This is a genomic window from Pectobacterium aroidearum, assembly GCF_015689195.1.
In the GTDB taxonomy this organism is placed as follows: Bacteria; Pseudomonadota; Gammaproteobacteria; order Enterobacterales; family Enterobacteriaceae; genus Pectobacterium; species Pectobacterium aroidearum.
This window is the reverse complement of record NZ_CP065044.1, coordinates 885570-909352: the sequence shown is the minus strand read 5'-3', so window position 1 is coordinate 909352 and position 23783 is coordinate 885570. Positions and strand designations below refer to the sequence as shown.

The 23783-nt window shown below is 52.7% G+C and carries 16 protein-coding genes; 5 read left to right on the top strand and 11 right to left on the bottom strand.

Features of this window, described 5'->3' with window-relative positions:
* Positions 1-23 precede the first annotated feature (23 nt).
* Positions 24-1424: an RtcB family protein gene (locus tag I2D83_RS04035; RefSeq protein ID WP_205947584.1), complete on the bottom strand. Its 1401-nt coding sequence runs from the start codon at positions 1422-1424 to the stop codon at positions 24-26.
* Positions 1425-1672: 248 nt separating this feature from the next.
* Here I2D83_RS04035 and I2D83_RS04030 point away from each other — a divergent pair, with 248 nt between their 5' ends.
* Positions 1673-1984: an ArsR/SmtB family transcription factor gene (locus I2D83_RS04030; RefSeq protein ID WP_015841692.1), complete on the top strand. Its 312-nt coding sequence runs from the start codon at positions 1673-1675 to the stop codon at positions 1982-1984.
* A 141-nt stretch (positions 1985-2125) separates the two neighbouring features.
* Here the strand turns inward: I2D83_RS04030 and I2D83_RS04025 are convergent, their stop codons facing one another.
* Entirely contained in the window at positions 2126-4426 is a 2301-nt protein-coding gene (locus I2D83_RS04025; RefSeq protein ID WP_205947583.1) for a TonB-dependent siderophore receptor, read from the bottom strand.
* 425 nt (positions 4427-4851) lie between these two features.
* Here I2D83_RS04025 and I2D83_RS04020 point away from each other — a divergent pair, with 425 nt between their 5' ends.
* Both I2D83_RS04020 and I2D83_RS04015 read left to right on the top strand, forming a co-directional pair.
* Complete coding sequence (locus I2D83_RS04020; RefSeq protein WP_043881834.1) at positions 4852-5835, top strand: helix-turn-helix transcriptional regulator; 984 nt, start codon at positions 4852-4854, stop codon at positions 5833-5835.
* Positions 5836-5944: 109 nt separating this feature from the next.
* Entirely contained in the window at positions 5945-7273 is a 1329-nt protein-coding gene (locus I2D83_RS04015; RefSeq protein WP_205947582.1) for an MmgE/PrpD family protein, read from the top strand.
* Positions 7274-7442: 169 nt separating this feature from the next.
* On the opposite strand, the gene I2D83_RS04010 is transcribed toward I2D83_RS04015, so the two are convergent.
* The 5 genes from I2D83_RS04010 to I2D83_RS03990 form a co-directional block, all read right to left on the bottom strand.
* Positions 7443-9155: a putative periplasmic lipoprotein gene (locus tag I2D83_RS04010; protein WP_205947581.1), complete on the bottom strand. Its 1713-nt coding sequence runs from the start codon at positions 9153-9155 to the stop codon at positions 7443-7445.
* Positions 9156-9273: 118 nt separating this feature from the next.
* Positions 9274-9732 carry a hypothetical protein gene (locus tag I2D83_RS04005; protein WP_015841696.1) on the bottom strand — a complete coding sequence of 153 codons (459 nt, stop codon included), beginning with the start codon at positions 9730-9732 and terminating at the stop codon, positions 9274-9276.
* 115 nt (positions 9733-9847) lie between these two features.
* Positions 9848-11026, bottom strand: coding sequence for a dienelactone hydrolase family protein (locus tag I2D83_RS04000; protein WP_205948138.1), 1179 nt, complete (start codon positions 11024-11026; stop codon positions 9848-9850).
* Positions 11027-11149: 123 nt separating this feature from the next.
* Complete coding sequence (locus tag I2D83_RS03995; protein ID WP_205947580.1) at positions 11150-12334, bottom strand: MFS transporter; 1185 nt, start codon at positions 12332-12334, stop codon at positions 11150-11152.
* Positions 12331-13524 carry a serine hydrolase domain-containing protein gene (locus tag I2D83_RS03990; protein WP_205947579.1) on the bottom strand — a complete coding sequence of 398 codons (1194 nt, stop codon included), beginning with the start codon at positions 13522-13524 and terminating at the stop codon, positions 12331-12333. The genes I2D83_RS03995 and I2D83_RS03990 overlap by 4 nt, the downstream gene beginning before the upstream one ends.
* Positions 13525-13640: 116 nt before the next feature.
* Between I2D83_RS03990 and I2D83_RS03985 the strand changes: the two genes are divergently transcribed.
* On the top strand, positions 13641-14537 hold the full coding sequence (locus I2D83_RS03985; RefSeq protein ID WP_205947578.1) for a LysR family transcriptional regulator: 897 nt from the start codon (positions 13641-13643) through the stop codon (positions 14535-14537).
* Positions 14538-14598: 61 nt separating this feature from the next.
* On the opposite strand, the gene lpdA is transcribed toward I2D83_RS03985, so the two are convergent.
* The 4 genes from lpdA to pdhR form a co-directional block, all read right to left on the bottom strand.
* On the bottom strand, positions 14599-16023 hold the full coding sequence (gene lpdA / locus I2D83_RS03980; RefSeq protein ID WP_039278363.1) for a dihydrolipoyl dehydrogenase: 1425 nt from the start codon (positions 16021-16023) through the stop codon (positions 14599-14601).
* Positions 16024-16259: 236 nt separating this feature from the next.
* A complete protein-coding gene (gene aceF / locus I2D83_RS03975) occupies positions 16260-18149 on the bottom strand; it encodes a pyruvate dehydrogenase complex dihydrolipoyllysine-residue acetyltransferase (RefSeq protein WP_205947577.1) in 1890 nt (629 codons plus the stop codon).
* Positions 18150-18163: 14 nt separating this feature from the next.
* Positions 18164-20827: a pyruvate dehydrogenase (acetyl-transferring), homodimeric type gene (gene aceE, locus I2D83_RS03970; protein WP_015841703.1), complete on the bottom strand. Its 2664-nt coding sequence runs from the start codon at positions 20825-20827 to the stop codon at positions 18164-18166.
* A 142-nt stretch (positions 20828-20969) separates the two neighbouring features.
* Positions 20970-21734, bottom strand: coding sequence for a pyruvate dehydrogenase complex transcriptional repressor PdhR (gene pdhR, locus I2D83_RS03965; RefSeq protein WP_015841704.1), 765 nt, complete (start codon positions 21732-21734; stop codon positions 20970-20972).
* 670 nt (positions 21735-22404) lie between these two features.
* Between pdhR and I2D83_RS03960 the strand changes: the two genes are divergently transcribed.
* Positions 22405-23763, top strand: a complete 1359-nt coding sequence (locus I2D83_RS03960; RefSeq protein WP_205947576.1) for an amino acid permease — start codon at positions 22405-22407, stop codon at positions 23761-23763.
* Positions 23764-23783: the final 20 nt, after the last annotated feature.

Here is a 23783-nt window from a genome sequence, read left to right as displayed (position 1 = left end):
TCTCCCCTTAGGGAGAGATCACATCAGGCCTTAAACGTCAGCCACGGTCGCAGCCGTGCCACGGGTTGAATCAACCCTGACTGTTCCTGAATATCAATCACGGGCGTAACCGGCTTATAAGCCGCCGGCGCTTCTTCCCGCAGGCGCTCATCCTTCAGCGTGATGCATTGCCAGGGCAACGTCTCTGCCTGTTTGGCCGTATCGATCTTATTGCGCATACTTTGCCGACGTTCGGCACGCCCTGCGCCGTGTGAACACGACCACAGCCAATCAGGGTTCCCCTTCCCAGTGACAAGATAAGAGTAGTCCCCCATTGAGCCGGGGATCAGCGCGAATTCTCCGGCTTTGGCAGGCGTCGCGCCTTTGCGATGCAGGTTCATTCCGTGCTCCGGCAGAATAATGTTATGCGAGAGATCGACCACCAGCTTGCTGGTATCCCGCGTAAACACCTGCTTCCAGGAGGAACGAATCAGTTCAGCCAGCACGATCCGGTTGATCCACGCATAGCGAGCAGCAACGCCCATCGCTTCCATATAGTCCGTCGCCTGCTCATCAACCAGACCAAACAGTCCAGACGCCGGGTATTTTTCTCCAGCAGGCCAGCAGGCTCGCGCTTTATCGATCCCACGCTGGCCGACATAAAAGCCCACGTCCCGTGAACCGGTATGAATCATAATGACGACTTCACCTTCTTGTACGCCAGCCTGATACGCCGCATGCCGATCCAAAACCGCATCGACAATTTGCAGCTCAACGAAATGGTTACCCGACCCGACAGTACCCAGACTGGAAGGCCGCAGAATCTCGCGCGGTGCAAAAAACGGTTCAGGCGCATGTCGACTATCGGCGCGAACCGCCTCAGTTCCGGCAATGGAGGCAAGTTCCGCCGACAAGCGTCGGAAGTCTACGTCCTGCCAGAGCCCCTGCAAGGGCAGCGCCGCAAGCCATGCCGCGAGTCCTTCATCAAAGAGTGCGGAAAACGAATCCGGCGTCACAGGAACATCACGCTGATCCAGCAGCAATGTGTTCTTGAGCGCCTGAATCAGCGCCGGTTTATGTGCGTCAGCATCAGTATGATGTACGCCCGTCGTCAGCAAGCGCATCCCGCAGTTGATATCGGTCCCAATCGCCGCAGGGATAACAAAGTTCTCCGTAGTGGCAACAATGCTGCCGACAGGCGCAAGCGTGCCGGGGTGGAAATCCGGTGTCGCGCGAGCGGCGCAGACGTGCGCATCGCTACCCGGTAGGTGTACTGAGGCGAAATCCAGCAGTTGCTGAACCGCCTTTTCTTCCAGCGGCAACGCTTCCGGCAACAGAACCTGCGCTTCTGCATGCTGCCTGCGAAGATGATAAATAGAATGTTGGTAATCGGTGTCTATCCCCAAACGGGATAAACGTTTTTGTAAACGAGTGAATGTAGACATGATGCTACCTGGAAAAAACAGAAAATCGCTCCTCCCGTTTCGAGGAGAAGGTTGTTTTTCCTGCAGCAGCAGATTCAGGAAAGGATGTCCGATTATTCTAAGGAGGAACGCCCTGATTGTAAACCGCTACAGCGTCGCGCGGGTGCCCCATCCGCAACGTTGCCGAGCGTCGTCATTGTGCGCACGGTATAGTAAACTGACTACATTAGTCATCTCTAAATTAGCCAGTCACGCAGGACGGTATGAACATGACGTTGAGCAATTCGGATCGGGAATTCATGCAGGACGGTGCGAAAAAAGCCGCGGCACTGCTGCGCGCGATTGGCAACGAGAACAGGTTGCTGGTGCTTTGCCTGCTTATCGAACACGGTGAAATGCCGGTGGGTGCGCTGCTTGAACACATCCCGCTCAGCCAGTCCGCCCTCTCACAGCATCTGGCGAAAATGCGTGAAGAAGGATTGATTAGCTATCGACGCGAATCTCAAACGCTGCACTACCGCATCGAAAATCAGAATGTAGAAACGATCGTCGCCACCTTAAAAACCATTTTCTGTCCCTGAACAGGGCAATAAAAATTTCTGGGAGAAATTTTTAACGTTGCGCAGCAACGGCCCACAGGGTGGTGGCCAGAGATGGCACGACATAAAAAACGCCACAGGGAGTTCCCCGTGGCGTTAACACTAGAACAAAAACGGTACGACTTAGAACGACGTCTTCACGTTAACAAAGAAAGTCCGCCCCGGTTCGTTATAGGTTGCAGCACCCGCACCCGCGATGGTAACCACGTTATTGTTCACCACATCCTGCGCATTACCGGCACGGAACAGACGTTTATCAAACAGGTTATCGACACCACCCGTCACGCTCAGGTTCTTATTAAACGTATAGGTACTGCTTAACCCGAACAGCGCATAAGGGCTTAACTCATTGGTCGCGCTACCCGTTACGCGCTCACCTTTGTAGTTATACTTCTTCGGCTTCTGGCGACCATACCAGGTCACATCGGCCAGGAAGGAAAGGTTCTCTGTCGCCTGCCAGTCCACTGATGAATTCAGGGTAAACTCCGGCGTAATCGACAAATAATCACCCGTGGTTTTATTCTTCGACTCCAGCATCCAGGTCAGGTTGTTACGCCAGTTGATGGTCTCCGTGACAGGAACGGTCAGGTTACCTTCCAACCCCTGAATGACGGCTTTCGGTACATTGCCCCACTGGAAGATATTGGCGTTGGCATATCTTGAATCACTCCCGCCCACCGCTTTACCGATGACATTGTTGCCTGCTTCAATCTTGTTACGGTAATCGTTATGGAAGTAGGTAATACCAGCGATCAACCCATCACGGTGAAACTCCAGACCGATCTCTTTATTCAGGCTGGTTTCCGCTTTCAGGTCTTCATTACCGATCAGGTAGCAAGACGTACCGCCGGCACAACCCTGTCCACGGCTATAGAGGAGGTAATTCTCGTTGGTCTGGTACAGATTCGGCGCTTTGTAAGCACGGGCGATACCCAGCTTCAGCGTGTAATCGTCACCCAGTTCCTGCGACAGGTTAAGCGACGGGCTCCAGTTAGTGCCTGCCGTGCTGTGATGATCGACACGTAGCGCCGGCGTCAACATGGTGCTGTCTGTCAATTGAACGTTATCTTCCACAAAGGCGGAAGCCAGACGAGCGGCGGATTTCTCACTGCGACCACTGCTGCTCAACGAACCCACACTCCCCGCTTCGGTCGTCGTCTGCGTGTTCGAAACCGGATCTGTCATCTTCTGCTCGTTCCACTCAACCCCGAGCGTGAGTACCTGATCGACCCAGAGATTCAGCGGAATATTCACTTCGTTGTGCGCGGTGAAGTTATCCAGTTTTATCGTGCCATATTGGTTCGGACTCGTTGTATCAAAAATCCCTTCTAAACCGCCGGACAACCCCTCAAGGATACGGGTATTGTGCGTACGCTCGTATTGCAGATACGACGTAGAGCTGACGCCGCTGTCCCAGTAGCCGCGATGCGTTACCGCAAAATTCTGGCGGTACATGCGGTTGGTTTCCTTACCGTAATTGCTAACAACGAGCGGGTTCGTGTTGGTATTTTGCGAATCACCCGCATAGATGTTGCCCTGACGGCTGGAACCCGCTTCGAATTCCAGCGACTGCTGCTTGGTCATATCCCAACGCAACAGGCCGTTGATATCTTTATTACGCACCCCTTCGCGTCCGGAAGGCAGTGAAGCTGACTGATTACCCGCACGTGCAGACTGATGCCCTTGGTTAATATCGCGTGCATCAGCCTGAGTTTTATTCAGGTTGCCGTACAGACGGAAACTCAGACTGTCGGTCAGGCCGCCCATCAGGCTGAAGTCGGTACGCTTGGTTGCGCCTTCCGAGCTATGTTCCGGCGCATTCAGGTAGGTGTTCCAGGTACCGTGCCATTCCTGACTCGGCTGCTTGGTGATGATGTTAACCACACCGCCCGCGGCACCATTACCATAGCGCGCCGCCGCCGGACCACGTAGCACTTCAATGCGCTCCACCATATCGGCAGGCACCCAGTTGGTGTCACCGCGGGTATCACGTTCACCGCGCCAGCCGTAACGCACGGCTGTACGGCTCGATACTGGCTTGCCATCTACCAGAATCAGCGTGTTTTCCGGCCCCATACCGCGGATATCGATCTGGCGATTGTTACCGCGCTGGCCACTGGTTGAGTTACCGGACAGATTGACGCCCGGCATGGTGCGAATCAGATCTGACAGGTCGTTAGCGGGCGGACGCTTGCTGATATCCTCAGCCGTAATCACCGATACGCCCGGTGCCTGACGGGTTTGCTCTGCGGCCGTCACCACCATCGTATCGCCCGATGCTTTACTTTCCGCCTGATTCTGCACCTGAGGAGCAGGTTCTGTAGAAGGAGTGGTCGAGGTCTGCGCAGCGCTCAGAAACGATGTCATCCCGCAGCTAACGCCAATGAGCGTCGCCAGATAACGACGCGATTGTGGTAGTTTCATCAAAATTATCCTGCCCTGTAAGAAATGAATAAGTAGCCTGAAAAAGGAGCAACATCGCAGCTGGTACAGCGACACCTAACGACAATCAGCAAAAGTGCTGAATAACGGCGGAGATAAAACGCGCAGATATGGCGGTTATCGGGAGAGAAGCGTCATGCCGACGGGCATCACGTGGTGTTGTTATGAAATACGGTCTGTCATCAATCAGCCCTTTTCTCCGCATTGCCGGAAATGGAAAATGCATTTATCGTGCAATGTGACGTCCCCAACGAAAAATGCTATTGAGAAGTATTTGCATTACCATTTTGGCGCGGTCATTGTTACATTTGTCATTCAGGACGGGGTTTGCTCTAGCAGCAAAATGTTTTGCCAAAGCATCAAAATGGAAGGCGCAGGTCGAAGGGTTTAATCAGGTAGGTAATCACGTGCGCAGCTTCACACAGTCATCAAAGCCGATCTATAAAGATCACATCGTTCAGCAATCCAGCCTGGTCGCGAACAATTACCGTTTTATCGGCCCCCGGCTGATCGATAACACGCCGGTGCTGTTCGGCTCGTTCAGCGTCGTGCAGCTCAATCCGCATCTGATCCTGCATACGGCGGATGTGATTAATCGCCACAACATGAAAACCCAAAATCTGCTGGATGACGCTATCAAGATCGCCATCGTGGTGAGCGGTAATGCGCACATCTCATTTGGCCATCAGGAGCTACATCTGGGGGAGAAACAGCCAGCTTCGCTGATTGCGTTGACAGAACCAACGATGTTTACCCGTATCGGCAAGCGTGATGAATATGAGCGAACGATTACGCTAACATTCGACAGAGAATGGCTGTACGGCAATATGATGGATACCGTTGGCGACTGGCAGGCCATCCACGATTTCACACAGACCCATCTGGCAACGCATCTATGGACGCCGTCCCGACAGGCACTGGCCATTGCCTTACAAACTCTGGACGCTGAACCTTGCCAAACGCCGCTCCAGCGCCTTTATCTGGAAACGCAGTGTATGGGCCTGATTATCGAGGCCTTTACGTCATTGACCGCCAGCGTAGCGCAGGAAAAAAGTAGCGGCGTCACCCTGCGCGGCTACCATCGCATTCAACAGGTCAGAGAGATGCTGGAAAGCGGCAGCGCCGATCAGCTTTCGATGAGTGAGATAGCCAAAAGCGTCAATATGAGTGAAAGCACGCTACAGCGCCATTTTCGCCAAACATTCAATATGAGCGTGTTTGAGTACCTGCGTAACAGCCGCTTGCAGCGCGCCATGCTGGCCTTGCAAAAAGACGGCATCGGTATTGCGCAGGCGGCCAGCATCGCCGGTTACAACAGCCCCGCCAACTTTGCCACGGCGCTGCGCCGTGCATTCGGGATTACACCGGGGCAGTTGAAAGACCGCTTCTGATTCTGAATCACTAATAACCAAATGGAATTTGTTATTCCGTTTGGTTATTAATAGCTCTTCAGCGATGCACAGTAAATTAGTGCTTTTCTGCCAGCACACATGACAACCCATGACCAATCAGACTGATATCACCGCAGCGCTTGCCCACCACATCATCCATAGCGAACCCAATCGGGAAGCGATTGATGCCGCCCGTGACGGAGTCACTGACTTCATCTCTACCGCGCTCCCGATCGCACAGGGAGCGATTGCCGATAGCGGGCTCGCGCCATTAAAGCAAGTGTTCAGCGGCACGGACAGCCTGACGCGTAGTCTGATTCTGGGCTATTCCGGCCACGTACTGGACTTTGACGATTACCATCCGGCGTTTCGTGGACACCCCAGCACCGTCATTCTACCAGCGCTGTTTGCCCTTGCCGCTGAGGCTTCATCCGTAACGGAAGAGGCGTTTTTGACGGCGTATGTGATCGGCGTGGAAGCGGCGGGCAGAATCGGGCTGGCATGCGGCCCACGTCATTACAGCCTCGGCTACCATAACACCGCCACGCTCGGCGCTATCGCCGCCGCTGCCGCCGCGGCACGTCTGGCTGGCGCGTCGGTGGAACAGACACAGACCATTCTTGGTCTGGCTGCCACGCAGGCCGCAGGGCTACGGGCGCAGTTTGGTTCAGCGGTCAAACCGCTACATGCAGGGCTTTCAGCCAGAGCGGGGCTAACCGCCGTCAAGCTAGGCTTGGCGGGTTTCGAGGGCAACACACAGCAGGTGATTGACGCCTTTCTTGCCGCGCACGGCGATCAAAAACAGCAGCCGGAGCTGCTGGTTAAAAACTGGGGTGCGCCGTGGCGCATACTTTCTCCCGGTCTGGAGTTCAAGCGCTATCCAACCTGTGGCGGCACCCACAGCGCTGCCGAGGCGGCTTTTGCTCTGCGGGAACAGTGGCATAAGCAGAATGGTGCAAATGCCGATCTGGCTGATGCCATCGAACAGATCACGGTGACGTTCCCACCGGGTGGCGATGTTGCACCGTTTATCCGTAACGCGACAAACGGCGTAGAGGCGCGGTTCAGTCTGGAATATGTGATTGCGGCGGCGTTGATTGAAGGGGAGCTGAAGCTGGCACATTTCTCGGAAGCTCCGGTTGAAACCACGATCTCAGCGCTGGCAAATCGCGTCATACGCCGCGCCGATGAAACCGCCCCACCCGATGAGCTTGACCCGGAAGCACGTTTTCATGAAGTTACGCTGCACTTGCGTAACGGCAACACGTTAATCCAGCGCACGACTCGTCAGGAAACTTCCGCACGCCCCACCAATCTCCGTGCCAAGCTGCGGCAAACTCTCGGCTCGCTGACGCATCTCGACAGCGACCAGATCGCCGACCGCTGCGCATTACGGCATGACGGCGATTTACGCTATTTGCTCGGGCTATTGTTTTAAAACGGTATTGTTTTAACAAGATGCTGTTTTAAAAGGATAATGTTTTAACAGGATGCGAGGTGCTGTCGATAACCCTCATTATCGACAGCTCTATTACCGACAATACTATTACTGGCAATACCATGAACGCCAATACCCTTGCCGACAACCACCACGCCGTCAGATCGAATTAGTCTGCCTGATGGGAAAGCCATTTCCCTTTTTCATCAAATACCGTCACGCCCGGCACTCTGGAGTAATTCCCTTCCCCTTCTGATTTATAGTGGGTCGCCAGTATATGGGGAGGGAGATACTTAAACTCAAAGTAGCCATCATCAGGGTTCTTGACGATCAGCTTGCCTATGCTGTCGATGAGGCCTTCTTCTATTTTGAAGTAGCGATTATCAAGGTTGTTTTTAAAAGACGTCGCTTCGCCATACGTAAACAGGTGCTTTTTCTCTTGTGCAGCAATAGCAGGGAAACGCGTCACATCAAGCTGACGTAATACATGCAGGAACATCAGGCGCTCCAGCGGCGTTCCTGCATCTTTCGGGACTAAAAATTGTAATGTGAGTCCACTTCCCACATTCACATTGTATTCATAGCCGACAAACGCGCTGTCGCCATAAATAAAAATGTTATCAACTTCTTTACCTTCGGGGACGATCTCTTTGGTTTCAGCCATGAGTTCAGGAATCGATTGGGGAGCGATCGTAAAATAAATATCGTACTTAAACACTTCCGACGGGAACCGTATTTCAATGCGCGTTTTTGACATGCTCCGTTTAATAAAGCGTTCAGGCTTTTCCATGCGCTGTTCGAGCGTTTTCCAGATAGCCTGATGCATTTCTGAAATATTAAATACATCAGCGATCTTTACTCCATACTTCGCTTCCAGTTCCTGCTGAGATAATGCCAAATCGTACATCGACAACGCCTGCTCGCCACGGTAACGTTCATCCATGGTACGCAGTACAGCAAACGCGTTGGCTAATGCGACGGTGTCTTCAGCATTCGCTAACCCGATAAAGTAGCGTTGCTTAGCCTCATCATATTGAAAATAGACGGCTTCCAATTTTCCCTGTTGATTAGCATATGCCGCGCCGTTTTCAGACTGGAACAACACGCCCTTTTGCCCCTCCAGCCACGATGCCAGATTAAAATCCTCTTTTGCCGCGCTAACGGTAAACAGGTCAAAATCGGTGTTATTCTGCTTATCCCGATAGGTGTAGATCTGCGTGTCTTTATTTTCCCGATCGATAAGCAGACGCCCCATTCTGCGCACATAAGTCCCGTGTTCCCACAAACTCAGCTTGTCGAACATGGCAAAAGGCAGCTTAATCGTAAAGTCGTCTTCAGGATAAAAAGGGATACCGGGGAAATCATCCATCGGCGCGCGGTTAAATGTTTCTTTCTTTTCAAGAAGCCGCGCCTGATAGGCTTTTTTGCGATCGTCAAAACGTTGCTTGAGCTTGAGTAAAGCGGGTGACTGTTCTTCCGTCTTTTTCAAGACCATAGTGATTTCACAATAATAAAACGCACAGGCAGCGCTTTTATCCGATACGAACGTAACCGTGTTTTTCCCGGTGATTTTTAGCGTGTGCCACATACCGTTGACCTGTATACGGTTGTCTTTCATCTCCTCGGTATATTCGCCATCGACGTTATAGTAACTCACCTGCGTCGGCGTCAGATTGAAATAGATATCGTTTTTAATGCCTTTGAGGTTTTGCGTGATATGTTCCTGAAGGTTATCTCTGTTTTTATTGGCTTCAGGATTTTTACTGTTATCAAACACCACGCTGATATCCTCAACCAGGTATTTCCCCTCGTTCAGCTTTTCTTCTGCGTTACAGCCCGACAACCATAACGCCATCATGATAATACCCAGATATTTCTTCATCACTTCATCCCTGTAAAATTAAAAACCTCTGAATATAGGAAATACAGAGGCTAATAACACATCAACTTTAATAAAATTGATTATGCTGTTAACACATCTCTGTTCTGAATAGACTGGCCTACTCACTTTTTTTCTGCTTATCAAGAATTTGTTTAATTTTTACGAAGTCAGGCGATTTTTCCTCAACTCTCTTCAATGTCATCGTGATCTCACAGTCAAAAAAATCACAATTGGTCTCTTTGTCTGATATCAGTTGGATCGTATCCTTTCCATCAGATTTAACCGTCAACATAATGTCATTAAGCTGCATCCGCCCGCCTTTCAGGTTCGCATCATGCTTTTCACCCTGAAGATAATAAGCTCCCTGTTCAGGGGTGAAACTAAAATAAATATCCCCCTTACTGTCGACGGCTTTTTTAGTAATGCCTTCCTGAATGACAGACAGCTCCTTTTGACTCATCGTCTCCTTGCTATTATCAAATTTGAGATTAATGTCATCAATTCGATAAAATTTTTCTTCGCCATTACAGCCAGACAGCCATAGCGCCATGATGACAACACCGAGGTATTTCTTCATTTCATCCATCCTTGTTAACGTAAAAAAGCCTCTGAATGCCGCGGCACGCAGAGGCTAGCAATGCATCAGTAAGCTGATGTTATCAAAAAATTTATTACAATTCAGGCACTACCGACTAGGGTTTTAGCCATTGGTCCAGAAAGCGAAACACCTCTTCCTGCTGTTCCTGATAGAACACGTGCCCTAGCTCAGGCCATATTTTGGTTTGCAGTTTGCTACCCGCCCGTTGGGATTGCCATACCTCATGCATTTTGGCGTAAGCATCCTCAACCGATTTCGTCGGGAACAGCTTGTCTTGGCCGCCGTTAAATAACAGCATCGGTTTTGGTGCAGCAACGCTCGCCACATCCGGGAAGTCAAAGCGTGTCGGTTGCCCCGGATGCAGCATATAGAATGCCGACTGGCCTCTCAGCACATTATTGCCCGGCGTCATCAGCCCTTCGTATGTACCAATCCAGGAGACTGCCGCCGTTGCTGCCACCTTGTCCGATAGTGCGGCAAGCTGCCAGGCACGATAGGCCCCCATTGAGAACCCTACGACGCCAATACGTTGCTTATCCACCTGCTCAAGCGATGCCAGAAAGTCCGTTGCCCGCATGTCTTCATAGGCCATCAGACCCGCGAGCGAACGCCCCAGATTAAAGAAGTTACTTGCCAGCGCCTGCTGCTGCTCATATTTGATCGGCCCGCGCGATCCCCAACCTAGCGCATCAACCGCCAGCACCACATAGCCCCGCTTCGCCAGTTCATCCCCGACAAAACGACCAGTGAAAAACTTATCCGCCCAAGCCTGTGCAGAAACGAGCTGTTCGTCATTGCCCCACGGCTTGATCATCTTCTCCTTGCCGATATCAAACTTCGCGCCGTGATCGTGCAGCAGGATGACCGCAGGATGCGGCCCCGCACTTTTTGGCGTCAGGAGCAACGCATCTACGCGACTTTCATCCGTCAGATTGAACGCGACTTTCTCCGCCGTGTAGCTACCGCGATCCTGTTTTTCAATCGCCTGCGGCGCAAAGTCTTTGGTGGAATCCGGCGTCAGGAGCAGCGAACGCAGTGTTTTTCGCGACTGGGATTGCCACTGGCTAAAATCCGAAAAATTTCCGGATAGCCAGGAATCCGAGTAGGTCATCTGCTGTTTAAGCTGCGGATAAAACGAAGGCAGCCCTTCATCCGTGACCGCCTGATTCGTCGCGGGTTGAATCGTAGGGTTCATATCGTTCGCCATCAGTGAAGGGCTGGCCAGCAACGCCGCCAATAGCCAGACAGAGGAGCGTAAGGTATTAAGATTCATCATAACCTCAAAAATAAAACAACGTTTCTTTTTTGAGGTTTGATTGTAATTGACGCAGCTAAAAATAAACGGACGGAACGCGCATTCTGCGAAGCGTCCGGCAAAAAATCGCACCCAAGTACTTTACCGTCGCGCCACGGGGAAACCATGTTGTCTGGCAGACCACACCACAACGAGCGCAATCAATAACAGCACCAGCAGCACCGGAGAGAATGCGACGACACCGAAATGCTCCAGCAGCACACCGCCGATGATACCGCCTCCTGCGATAGCCATATTCCAGACAGTGACCAACATGGACTGCGCCACATCGGCTCCTTCCCCAGCGGTTCTGACGATTGCCGTTTGGAACAATGTCGCCGCGCCGCCGAAAGCAAGCCCCCAGACGCAAACGGCCGCATAGACCACTGCATGTATCTCACCCGCCACGCCAAGTGCCAGCACAGATACGCAGAACAATGCCGAACAGGCAAGCGTCAGGGCTCGTAAATAGCGGTCAATCAGCACGCCAATCATCCAGATACCCAGTAACGATGCAACACCGAATACCAGCAGCACCAGACCGGTCTGTGCGACCATACCCACCGCCGCGAGAAACGACGCAATATAGGTGTAGAGGATGTTATGCGCCAGCACAAAGGCCAACACGACGCATAATACGGATCGCACGCCTGCCACCGTGAACACCTGCCCCAGCGACAGCCTCTTATCTGCCGATTGCCCAGCGAAATCCGGCACCTGAATACGAACCCACAGCATGAGTATTAATGCCAAACCACTCATCATACCGAAGCACATGCGCCAGCCGAGTAAGTTACCCAGAAAGGTGCCAGCGGGCACACCGAGCGACAGCGCCAAGGGAGTGCCCACCATCGCTATCGCAATAGCGCGCCCCTTCTGATGTTCAGGCACCATACGCGCCGCGTAGCCTGCCAGTAGCGCCCACAGCAACCCGGCTGAAACACCCGCCAGAAAACGCGCCGCCATCGTCAATACATAGCTGCCGGAAAACGCGGTAATCGTATTGGCAACGACGAAGCCTGCGATGGCTGATAGCAGCAGCAGGCGGCGACGCACACCTTGCGTCGCCGCGGTCAACGGGATCGCGGCCACTAAAGACCCCACGGCATAGATAGTCACCGTCTGCCCGACCCAGGCTTCAGACACCGCCAGCCCTTGCGCCATCTGCGGCAACAGGCCCGCAGGCAGCGCTTCGGTCAGGATAGTGATGAAGGCTGCTGTGGCTAACGCCAGCAATGATGCAAGGGGCAGTCTGCCATGATGTGTATCCGTCATTGAGGCCGTCATCGTATTGCCTCCAACGAGCTATACACGGCATCACGCAGATCGGTGACAAAACGCCCCGACATTCCCTCGTACATCGTGTTGGTGAAAGCCACCACGCTCAAACCTTGTTGTCGGTCGACAAACCATGAATGACCGTAAGCTCCCCCCCAGCGCCAGGTGCCTGACGATTCTGGCGACTCGGCTAACTGCGGATCGCGCAAGACCGAGAAACCGAGGCCAAAACCGCAGCCCGGTGCATTAGGCAGCTCCAGCCCTTGTGTTTGATCGCGCCCCATCTCCTCGATCAACGCGTCAGGCAGCAGCACGCCTCCCCCTTTACGCAGGGCTTCCAGCAGGCGCAGCAGATCCCAGGCCGTCCCTGCCATGCCTGCTCCACCGGATGGAAAGGCCTGTGCATTACAGATACGAGCGGGGCTATACGCGATGCCGATGGCCCCCTCGAAAGGAGAAACCATTTCGCCTTCAGTCAGGCGATGTGGCTGTGGAATGTCGTTCACGTAGGCCGTCGTCAGGCGCAATGGATCACGCACAGTGAAGCCCGTATCGTGCATGCCCAGCGACTCGGTCACCAGTTGGCGCACAGCCTCATCCAATGGCGAGCCCTGAACGCGTTCGATCAAAGCTCCCAATACGTCCGTTGCCAGCGAATAACCCCAGGCTGTTCCCGGCACGTATTGCAGGGGGACGCTGGCGATACGACTCAGGTTCTCATTCAAACTTATGTCGGAAGCATCCATACCGTCTGAGACCCCCGCCAGCGCATAGGGGCCGTCCGCATGAGCTTCAAAAAAACGGTAGCCCAAACCCGCAGTGTGGCTGAGTAACTGCCGCACGGTAATGTTCGCTGGGCTGCCGTCGAGCAGTCGGGTCTGGAACGTTGGTATCCAGCGAGTAATATCTTCATCCAGATCGAGCCGACCTTGCGCCACCAGCACCATAGCCGCCACAGACACGATGGGCTTGCTGACAGAAGCAAACCGGAAGATAGCGTCCAGCGCCATCGGGCGGGTATTCTCCCGGTCAGCCCACCCTGCTGCTTGCTGATGAATCAATTCGCCGTTACGCGCGACCAACACAACGGCGCCAACCAAACGCCGATCGTCCAATGCCTGCTGGACGGTAGACTGAATTCGGGCGGAGAAATGCGTTGATGGCGCATCGGTACCCAGAGGGAATACGGGAGTTATCACGACATGTTCCTTTCATCAATGAGCGTTCCCGTTACGATAAAAAATCAGCAATTAAAGAAAAAGTGGGCTACAGTTCCTCGATATACGGAACAAATCGTCCGCAATAGAGAGAGAGTATGGATAGCCTGAATGGCTTCATGGTGTTTGTGCAAGTGGCAGAAACGCGCAGTTTCGTTGCGGCGGGTCGATTACTGGGCGTATCAGCGTCGGCAGTAGGCAAAAGCGTCGCACGGCTCGAAGAAAAACTGGGTGTGAGACTGTTTCACCGCAGTACGCGCAGCATCACATTGACCGCCGAAGGCTCACTGTTTCTGGCGCGTAGCCGACGTATTCTGGCCGAAATCGAAGCCGCAGAACTGGAACTGTCACAGACCAAAGCCGTACCGCGCGGACGCCTGCGGGTAAGCCTGCCGCTGGTCAGTTCACTGGTGCTACCCGTACTCGGCGAATTCATGCGTGAATACCCCGAAATCGAACTGGATCTGGACTTTACTGACCGCATGGTGGATGTGATTGAGGAAGGTTTCGATGCCGTCGTACGGACAGGTGACCCCGTGGATTCACGCCTCACCGCGCGCAGGCTGGGCACTTTCCGTTTTCTGGTGGTGGCAGCGCCAGACTACCTTACCCGTTACGGTTGCCCCCAGACACCTGTCGACCTGATGCAGCATGCCTGTCTGCACTATCGCTTTCCCAACAGCGGCAAACTGGAGCCGTGGGCGCTGCGGCTTCTCCCCGGCGAACCAGAGTTACCATTGCCCACCTCGATGATCTGCAACAATATCGAAACGCGCGTTTGTTTTGCACTACAAGGGCTGGGAATCGCTTACCTGCCGGATTTCTCTATCCGTGAGCAGTTGGCAGGAGGGCAACTACAGCCGATCCTGACCGACTACGTGGAACGCAGCGGCGTCTTCCATGTGCTATGGCCAGCCAGCAAGCACCCATCACCAAAAGTACGGGCATTCGTAGATTTCCTCTGCGCGCGAGTATTTCCCGCTTCTGATACATAAAAAAAATCCGGCACCTGTATAGGTGCCGGATTGAATTCACGCTATGCGAACCTGAGAGAACTTACTTCTTCTTCGCTTTCGGGTTCGGCAGGTCGGTGATGCTACCTTCAAAGATTTCAGCAGCCAGACCAACAGACTCATGCAGCGTTGGGTGCGCATGGATGGTCAACGCGATATCTTCCGCATCACAGCCCATTTCGATCGCCAGACCGATTTCACCTAACAGTTCACCACCGTTAGTACCGACAATCGCACCACCGATAACACGGTGAGTTTCTTTGTCGAAAATCAGTTTGGTCATACCGTCAGCGCAGTCAGACGCGATCGCACGGCCAGACGCCGCCCATGGGAAGGTCGCGGTTTCGTAGCTGATGCCTTTCTCTTTCGCTTCTTTCTCAGTCAGACCCACCCATGCCACTTCCGGTTCGGTATAGGCAATAGAAGGAATCACTTTCGGATCGAAGTAGTGTTTCTTACCAGAGATGACTTCAGCAGCAACGTGGCCTTCATGCACGCCTTTGTGCGCCAGCATCGGCTGACCGACGATGTCGCCGATAGCATAGATGTGTGGCACGTTGGTGCGCATTTGCTTATCAACATGGATGAAGCCGCGATCGTCAACTTCCACGCCCGCTTTGCCAGCATCCAGGTTTTTGCCGTTCGGCACACGGCCGATAGCGACCAGAACCGCGTCGTAACGCTGTGGTTCGGCTGGCGCTTTTTTACCTTCCATCGTCACATAGATGCCGTCTTCTTTGGCTTCTACCGCCGTCACTTTGGTTTCCAGCATCAGATTAAACTGCTTGCTGATACGCTTGGTGAAGACTTTGATGATGTCTTTGTCAGCTGCCGGGATCACCTGATCGAACATTTCAACAACGTCGATCTGTGAACCCAGAGCGTGGTAAACGGTACCCATTTCCAGACCGATGATACCGCCGCCCATGACCAACAGACGTCCTGGGACGCTTTTCAGCTCCAGCGCATCGGTAGAATCCCATACGCGTGGGTCATCATGAGGAATGAAAGGCAGTTGGATCGGACGTGAACCCGCAGCGATAATGGCGTTATCGAAGTTGATCGTCGTTTTGCCGTTTTCACCGTCGACTTCCAGCGTGTTAGCACCGGTAAATTTGCCCAGACCGTTAACGACTTTAACTTTACGGCCTTTCGCCATACCAGCCAGACCACCGGTCAGTTGGGTGATGACTTTTTCTTTCCACAGACGGATTTTATCAATGTCGGTTTTAGGTTCACCGAACACGATACCGTGTTCCGCCAGCGCTTTAGCTTCTTCAATGACTTTAGCAACGTGCAGCAGGGCTTTGGAAGGAATACAGCCAACATTCAGACACACCCCACCCAGCGTGGAGTAGCGCTCTACCAGTACGGTTTCCAGACCCAAATCCGCCGCGCGGAATGCAGCAGAGTAACCCGCGGGGCCGGCACCAAGTACCACTACCTGAGCTTTAATTTCAGTACTCATCATGACCTCTTAATTGATTTCCGGCGGGTCTGTGACGTCACACCCGTCATCATTCTGATTGAGGGTGTATTTTTAATAACGCCCTCTTCCACCGGGACGTGTCTTTGCCGCAGTAGTTTACAAAATCGTTAACAATTTTGAAACAACAAGCGACTAACGATTTGTCCTTAATCACTGATTGCTGTAACAAATAACAGCTTATCAGAAAAAAGCCGGCCGTCAGGCCGGCTTTTCGATTACATCACCAGACGGCGGATGTCAGACAACGTGTTGTTAATGATGGTAATGAAGCGTGCACCATCAGCACCGTCAATGACACGGTGGTCGAAGGACAGAGACATCGGCATCATCAGACGCGGCGTGAACTCTTTACCATTCCAGACCGGTTCCATCGCGGACTTAGACACACCCAAAATAGCCACTTCAGGCGCGTTGACGATCGGCGCAAAGTGCGTAGTTCCGATGCCACCCAGGCTGGAGATCGTGAAGCATCCGCCCTGCATTTCGCCAGCAGTCAGCTTACCATCACGGGCTTTCTTGGAGATCGCCATCAGTTCGCGAGACAGCTCAGTGATGCTCTTCTTGTTCACGTCTTTAAAGACCGGAACCACCAGACCGTTCGGGGTATCAACCGCAACACCGATGTTGATGTATTTCTTCAGCGTCAGACGTTGCGCATCTTCAGACAGGGAACTGTTGAAGCGTGGCATCTGCTCAAGCGCAGCGGCAACAGCTTTCATGATGAAGACAACTGGGGTGAATTTCACATCCAGTTTGCGCTTCTCAGCTTCGGCGTTCTGCTGTTTGCGGAACGCTTCCAGATCGGTGATGTCAGTTTTATCGAAGTGCGTAACGTGCGGGATCATCACCCAGTTACGGCTCAGGTTAGCACCAGAGATTTTCTGGATGCGGCCCAGTTCCACTTCTTCCACTTCACCAAACTTGCTGAAATCGACTTTCGGCCATGGCAGCATGCCCGGCAGACCGCCGCCAGCGGCAGCTGCTGGTGCAGACTCAGCGCGTTTCACGGCATCTTTCACGTAAGCCTGAACGTCTTCGCGCAGGATACGGCCTTTACGACCAGAACCTTTCACTTTCGCCAGATTCACGCCGAATTCACGTGCCAGACGACGGATAACCGGCGTCGCGTGAACGTAAGCGTCGTTCTCTGCGAATTCGCTCTTGCCTTCCGCTTTTGCAGCCGGTGCTGGCGCAGCAGATTTTGCCGCCGGAGCCGGTGCAGCCGCCGCTTCTTGCTTGGCAGCCGGGGCCGCAGCAGGCGCAGCGCCTTCTACTTCGAAGACCATGATCAGTGAGCCGGTTTTCACTTTATCGCCGGTGCTGATTTTGATTTCTTTAACCGTACCCGCGAATGGCGCAGGCACTTCCATCGAAGCCTTGTCGCCTTCTACGGTGATCAGTGATTGCTCAGCCGCGATTTTATCGCCAACTTTAACCATCACTTCAGTCACTTCGACTTCGTCACCGCCGATATCCGGTACGTTCACTTCTTTAGCGGCAGAGGCCGCTGGCGCAGCTGCTGCTGGAGCAGCGGCTTGTGCCGGAGCGGCAGCAGGTGCAGCACCCGCCACTTCGAATACCATGATCAGAGAACCGGTAGAGACTTTATCGCCGGTGCTGATTTTGATCTCTTTAACCGTACCTGCGAAAGGTGCCGGAACTTCCATAGAGGCTTTGTCGCCTTCTACGGTGATCAGAGACTGTTCAGCAGCAACGGTGTCGCCCACTTTAACCAGCACTTCTGTCACTTCGACTTCGTCGCCGCCGATATCCGGTACGTTGACGTCTTTCGCTGCCGCTGCAGCAGGTGCTGCAGCCGGCGCCGCTTCTTTCTTCTCTTCTGCCTTGGCAGGCGCAGCGTCAGCTGCACCGTCGGCGGAATCGAAAATCATGATCAGTTTGCCAGTTTCAACTTTGTCACCCACAGAGACTTTAATCTCTTTAATGACACCAGCCTGCGGAGAAGGGACTTCCATAGAAGCCTTATCACCTTCCACCGTGATCAGCGACTGTTCAGCTTCAACTTTGTCGCCAACCTTCACCAGCACTTCGGTGACTTCAACTTCATCTGCACCGATGTCCGGTACGTTGATTTCGATAGCCATGTAATCTTTACCTCTTATGCCAGACGCGGGTTAACTTTATCTGCATCGATGTTGAATTTAGTGATGGCATCAGCAACCACTTTCTTATCGATTTCACCGCGTTTAGCCAGTTCACCCAGAGCCGCAACAACAACGTAAGACGCGTCCACTTCGAAGTGGTGACGCAGGTTCTCACGGCTGTCAGAACGACCGAAACCGTCAGTACCCAGTACGCGGTAATCGCTCGCTGGGATGAAGTTACGGATTTGCTCAGCAAACAGCTTCATATAGTCAGTAGATGCAACCGCTGGCGCATCGCTCAGTACCTGAGCCACGTAAGGTACGCGCGGCGTTTCGGTCGGATGCAGCATGTTCCAACGCTCACAATCCTGGCCTTCGCGAGCCAGTTCAGTGAAGGAGGTTACGCTGAATACGTCAGAACCGATGCCGTAGTCTTTCGCCAGAATCTGAGCGGCTTCGCGTACGTGACGCAGGATAGAACCTGAGCCCAGCAGCTGCACTTTACCTTTGCTACCTTCAACCGTTTCCAGCTTGTAGATACCCTTACGGATACCTTCTTCCGCACCCTGCGGCATCGCAGGCATGTGGTAGTTTTCGTTCAGCGTGGTGATGTAGTAGTAAATGTTTTCCTGCGCTTCACCGTACATGCGGTGCAGGCCGTCATGCATGATGACCGCAACTTCATAGGCGAATGCTGGATCGTAGGAGATACAGTTCGGGATGGTCAGCGACTGAATGTGGCTGTGACCATCTTCGTGCTGCAGACCTTCACCGTTCAGCGTCGTACGGCCTGAAGTACCACCGATCAGGAAGCCACGCGCCTGTTGGTCACCCGCTGCCCAGCACAGATCGCCGATACGTTGGAAACCGAACATGGAGTAGTAGATGTAGAACGGGATCATAGGCAGGTTGTTGGTGCTGTAAGACGTTGCCGCCGCCAGCCAGGATGAACCTGCGCCCAGTTCGTTGATACCTTCCTGCAGAATCTGACCTTTCTGGTCTTCTTTGTAGTAAGCAACCTGCTCACGGTCCTGCGGAGTGTACTGTTGGCCTTTCGGGCTATAAATACCGATCTGGCGGAACAGACCTTCCATACCGAAGGTACGCGCTTCGTCAGCGATGATTGGAACCAGACGATCTTTGATAGATTGGTTCTTCAGCATCACGTTCAGGGCACGAACAAACGCGATAGTGGTAGAGATTTCTTTGTTCTGCTCTTCCAGAAGAGTACTGAAATCTTCCAGCGTTGGCAGTTCCAGCTTCTCATCAAAGTTCGGCTGACGAGACGGCAGGTAGCCACCCAGCGCCTGACGACGTTCGTGCAGGTATTTGTACTCTGCAGAATCTTTATCGAAAGTGATGTACGGCAGGCTTTCGATGTCGGCATCAGATACTGGCACGTTGAAGCGGTCACGGAAGTAACGCACGCCATCCATGTTAACTTTCTTAACCTGGTGAGCGATGTTCTTACCTTCAGCCGCGTCGCCCATACCATAACCTTTAATGGTATGCGCCAGAATAACGGTTGGTTTGCCTTTGGTATCCTGTGCTTTTTTCAGTGCAGCGTAGACTTTCTTCGGATCGTGACCACCACGGTTCAGTGACCAAATCTGATCGTCGGTCCAGTCTTTAACCAGTTCAGCCGTCTCCGGGTATTTACCGAAGAAGTGCTCACGCACATAGGCACCGTTTTTGGATTTGAAGGTCTGGTAGTCACCGTCAACGGTTTCTTCCATCAGTTGGATCAGTTTACCGCTGGTGTCTTTACGCAGCAGTTCATCCCAACGGTCGCCCCACATCACTTTAATCACATCCCAGCCAGCGCCGCTGAAGATGCCTTCCAGTTCGTTGATGATCTTACCGTTACCAGTAACCGGACCATCCAAGCGCTGCAAGTTACAGTTGATAACGAATACCAGGTTATCCAGTTTTTCACGGGTCGCGATGGTGATCGCACCTTTGGATTCTGGTTCGTCCATTTCACCGTCGCCCAGGAAGGCATAAACGGTTTGCTTAGAGGTATCTTTCAGGCCACGGTTTTCCAGATACTTCAGGAATTTAGCCTGGTAGATAGCACCAATCGGGCCCAGACCCATAGATACGGTCGGGAACTGCCAGAAGTCTGGCATCAGTTTAGGGTGCGGATAAGAAGACAGACCGTTACCGTGAACTTCCTGACGGAAGTTATTCATCTGGTCTTCGGTCAGACGGCCTTCAAGGAAGGCACGAGCGTAAACGCCCGGAGAAATGTGGCCCTGGAAGTAGACCAGGTCGCCGCCGTCCTGCGCAGTGCGAGCACGGAAGAAGTGGTTAAAGCACACTTCATAGAAAGTGGCGGAAGACTGGAAAGAAGCCATGTGGCCACCCAGATCCAGATCTTTTTTCGAAGCACGCAGTACCGTCATGATCGCGTTCCAGCGGATTGCTGAGCGAATACGACGTTCCAGATCCAGATTACCAGGGTACTCCGGCTCGTCTTCCACTGCGATGGTGTTGATGTATTGACGTGCAGCCGTACCAGCAGCAACGCTGACACCGCCTTTACGTGCTTCACTCAGAACCTGATCAATCAGGAACTGGGCGCGTTCAACACCCTCTTCACGGATGACCGATTCGATCGCCTGCAGCCAGTCGCGGGTTTCGATCGGATCCACGTCATTATTTAAACGATCTGACATGGTTATTCCTTATCTTCTCTAATAAGTTGGTTTGTTGGAGCCTGTCTTCCTGCATTCTGGCTTAGATTTGGCCATAAGCAAAACGCATGAAGACAGGCTCATCGTCGTGATTACCGCATTCGGAGCACCAAAATATAGGTGCTCAGTCCTTGCGTTGCTGGAGCCGACGCAGCGATCTCTCGCGCCGACTATGTTCCCGGTTAAGATCCAGCAATACTTCCTCAATAAACGCCAGATGACGGTGTGATGCTTCGCGCGCCTTCTCTGGCTCACGGGCAACAATCGCCTCAAAAATGCTGGCGCGATGAATGCTCACCTGAGCCAACACTTCGCGGCTCAAATAAAGCAATTCAAAATTCTGCCTCACGTTCTGTTCGAGCATCGGCCCCATACAGCGTACCAAATGCAGCAAAACCACATTATGCGTGGCTTCTGTTACAGCAACCTGATACTGCATAACGGCTTCTGACTCGGCGTTCAGATCGCCCGCTTCCCTCGCCTTCTCAATCACGGCATGGCAATCCCGGATACGCTGCAGATCCGACTCTGTGCCACGCAGTGCAGCGTAGTAGGCAGCAATGCCTTCCAGCGCATGACGCGTTTCCAGAAGATCGAACTGTGATTCGGGATGAGTGCTCAGTAATTCTGCCAGCGGATCGCTGACGCTTTGCCATAGATTGGCTTGAACGAAGGTACCACCACCCTGACGGCGCAAAAGGAGACCTTTGGCTTCCAGGCGTTGAATGGCTTCTCTCAGAGAAGGGCGGGAAACATCGAACTGTTTTGCCAGTTCGCGCTCCGGTGGGAGCTTCTCGCCGGGGCGCAAGGTTCCCTCAAGTATCAGAAACTCCAACTGCTGCTCAATCACATCTGACAGTTTGGGCTGACGGATCTTGCTGTATGCCATAGTGAATTCTTCTCTGCGAATGGCGCGGAGTCAATTGGTAATACCAATTTAAAAAACGTGACGCTAAAGTAACAAAGTATTCACCTTCTGTCCATAAGGACCTTGAGCTAAATCACCAATCCCACCAGATTTTAACAAATGCACGAGAAACATGCGGCAAAGTGATAGCCCGCCTGTGGTATGACCATTAATCCCCCCTGTCTATATTTTAACTTTTTTGAAACGTAAAGCAGGCATTGCTGAACCGTTTAAATGCGCAAATAGTGAATTTTAATTCAAAATATAAGAATTTTTATTCTTATAAGAAAAAGGAGATACCTCGACACTCCTCATCGTGGTTAGCACCATTTTTACAGCGGGGATAACGAGATAATAAAAGGGAGTAAACCCAAAGAGGTACTCCCTCCCTAAATCACCTTCAGCTTCTCCTACTCAGGGGCTTAATCAATAAAAGGTAAGAATTTTGATGTAGCGATAGTTTTTAATTATCAGGCTATAAGAAATCAGTGCAATCTTGTGCACTTACCACTATTCTCTGGCAAACGGTAGCCGTTTTCTTATTTTAAGAAATACCACTCCGTAAAAATAAAATTACACAAACGTACAGTCACTAATACGCGTGTTCGTTCACACCGTGTTTTTTACTTGCACTGGCAGAGGGTTAAATTGGATGGATAATCAACAAACGGACGGCACGCTAAAGCGTGGTTTGAAAAACCGTCATATTCAGTTGATTGCCTTGGGTGGCGCGGTAGGTACTGGCCTCTTTCTTGGTATTGCGCAAACGATCAAAATGGCCGGACCATCGGTCCTGCTAGGCTATGCGATTGGCGGCCTGATCGCATTTCTCATTATGCGCCAGTTAGGCGAAATGGTGGTTGAAGAACCGGTAGCCGGATCGTTCAGCCACTTTGCTTATAAATACTGGGGCGATTTCGCGGGCTTTGCATCGGGATGGAACTACTGGGTACTGTATGTTCTTGTCGCCATGGCCGAGCTCAGCGCCGTGGGGATTTACGTCCAGTACTGGTGGCCAGACATCCCAACGTGGGTCTCCGCTGCCGTGTTCTTCCTGTTGATTAACGCCATCAATCTGGCAAACGTCAAAGTCTACGGTGAGATGGAGTTCTGGTTTGCCATCATCAAAGTCGCCGCGATTATTGGCATGATCGTCTTCGGCGGCTGGTTGTTGCTCAGCGGTACGGGCGGGCCGGAAGCCACCGTGACCAACCTGTGGGCCCAGGGCGGGTTCTTCCCGAACGGCGTGCTCGGCCTGGTGATGGCAATGGCCGTTATCATGTTCTCATTTGGCGGGCTGGAACTGGTGGGGATTACCGCAGCAGAAGCGGATGACCCAGAGAAAAGCATTCCACGCGCGACCAATCAGGTTATCTACCGCATCCTGATTTTCTACATCGGTTCACTCGCTATCCTGCTGTCACTTTACCCATGGGGCAAGGTTGTAGAAGGCGGTAGCCCGTTCGTCATGATTTTCCATGAACTGAACAGTAACGTCGTAGCAACGGTGCTGAACATCGTGGTACTGACCGCCGCGCTGTCCGTTTACAACAGCTGTGTGTACTGTAACAGTCGCATGCTGTTCGGTCTGGCGAAACAGGGTAATGGACCAAAAGTACTGCAAACCGTCGATCGCCGTGGCGTGCCGGTTGTCGCTATCGGTATCTCCGCACTGGCGACAGCGCTGTGCGTACTGATCAACTACCTCATTCCTGGTAAAGCCTTCGAGCTGCTGATGGCGCTGGTCGTGTCCGCGCTTGTGATTAACTGGGCGATGATCAGTCTGGCGCACCTGAAGTTCCGCACGCAAAAGGACAAAGAAGGCACCGTGACCAAGTTTAAGGCGCTGTTTTACCCGTTGGGTAACTACCTCTGCCTGCTGTTCCTGGCCGGTATACTGGTCATCATGTTCCTGACACCGGGCATTCAGATTTCCGTCATGCTGATTCCGGTCTGGCTGATTATTCTGGGTGTAGGCTACTTCATCAAAAAGAAAAACCAGGTGAACTAAGCCGTTCCCACCTTCACCGT

Excerpts from the sequence above, each read along its gene's own strand:
- aceE (WP_015841703.1), bottom strand. The coding sequence starts at position 20,827 with ATGTCAGATCGTTTAAATAATGACGTGGATCCGATCGAAACCCGCGAC.
- I2D83_RS04010 (WP_205947581.1), bottom strand. The coding sequence starts at position 9,155 with ATGAAGAAATATCTGGGTATTATCATGATGGCGTTATGGTTGTCGGGC.
- I2D83_RS04000 (WP_205948138.1), bottom strand. The coding sequence starts at position 11,026 with ATGAATCTTAATACCTTACGCTCCTCTGTCTGGCTATTGGCGGCGTTG.
- I2D83_RS03995 (WP_205947580.1), bottom strand. The coding sequence starts at position 12,334 with ATGACGGCCTCAATGACGGATACACATCATGGCAGACTGCCCCTTGCA.
- I2D83_RS03960 (WP_205947576.1), top strand. The coding sequence starts at position 22,405 with ATGGATAATCAACAAACGGACGGCACGCTAAAGCGTGGTTTGAAAAAC.
- I2D83_RS04015 (WP_205947582.1), top strand. The coding sequence starts at position 5,945 with ATGACCAATCAGACTGATATCACCGCAGCGCTTGCCCACCACATCATC.
- aceF (WP_205947577.1), bottom strand. The coding sequence starts at position 18,149 with ATGGCTATCGAAATCAACGTACCGGACATCGGTGCAGATGAAGTTGAA.
- I2D83_RS04005 (WP_015841696.1), bottom strand. The coding sequence starts at position 9,732 with ATGAAGAAATACCTCGGTGTTGTCATCATGGCGCTATGGCTGTCTGGC.
- pdhR (WP_015841704.1), bottom strand. The coding sequence starts at position 21,734 with ATGGCATACAGCAAGATCCGTCAGCCCAAACTGTCAGATGTGATTGAG.
- I2D83_RS04030 (WP_015841692.1), top strand. The coding sequence starts at position 1,673 with ATGACGTTGAGCAATTCGGATCGGGAATTCATGCAGGACGGTGCGAAA.
- I2D83_RS04025 (WP_205947583.1), bottom strand. The coding sequence starts at position 4,426 with ATGAAACTACCACAATCGCGTCGTTATCTGGCGACGCTCATTGGCGTT.
- I2D83_RS04035 (WP_205947584.1), bottom strand. The coding sequence starts at position 1,424 with ATGTCTACATTCACTCGTTTACAAAAACGTTTATCCCGTTTGGGGATA.
- lpdA (WP_039278363.1), bottom strand. The coding sequence starts at position 16,023 with ATGAGTACTGAAATTAAAGCTCAGGTAGTGGTACTTGGTGCCGGCCCC.
- I2D83_RS03985 (WP_205947578.1), top strand. The coding sequence starts at position 13,641 with ATGGATAGCCTGAATGGCTTCATGGTGTTTGTGCAAGTGGCAGAAACG.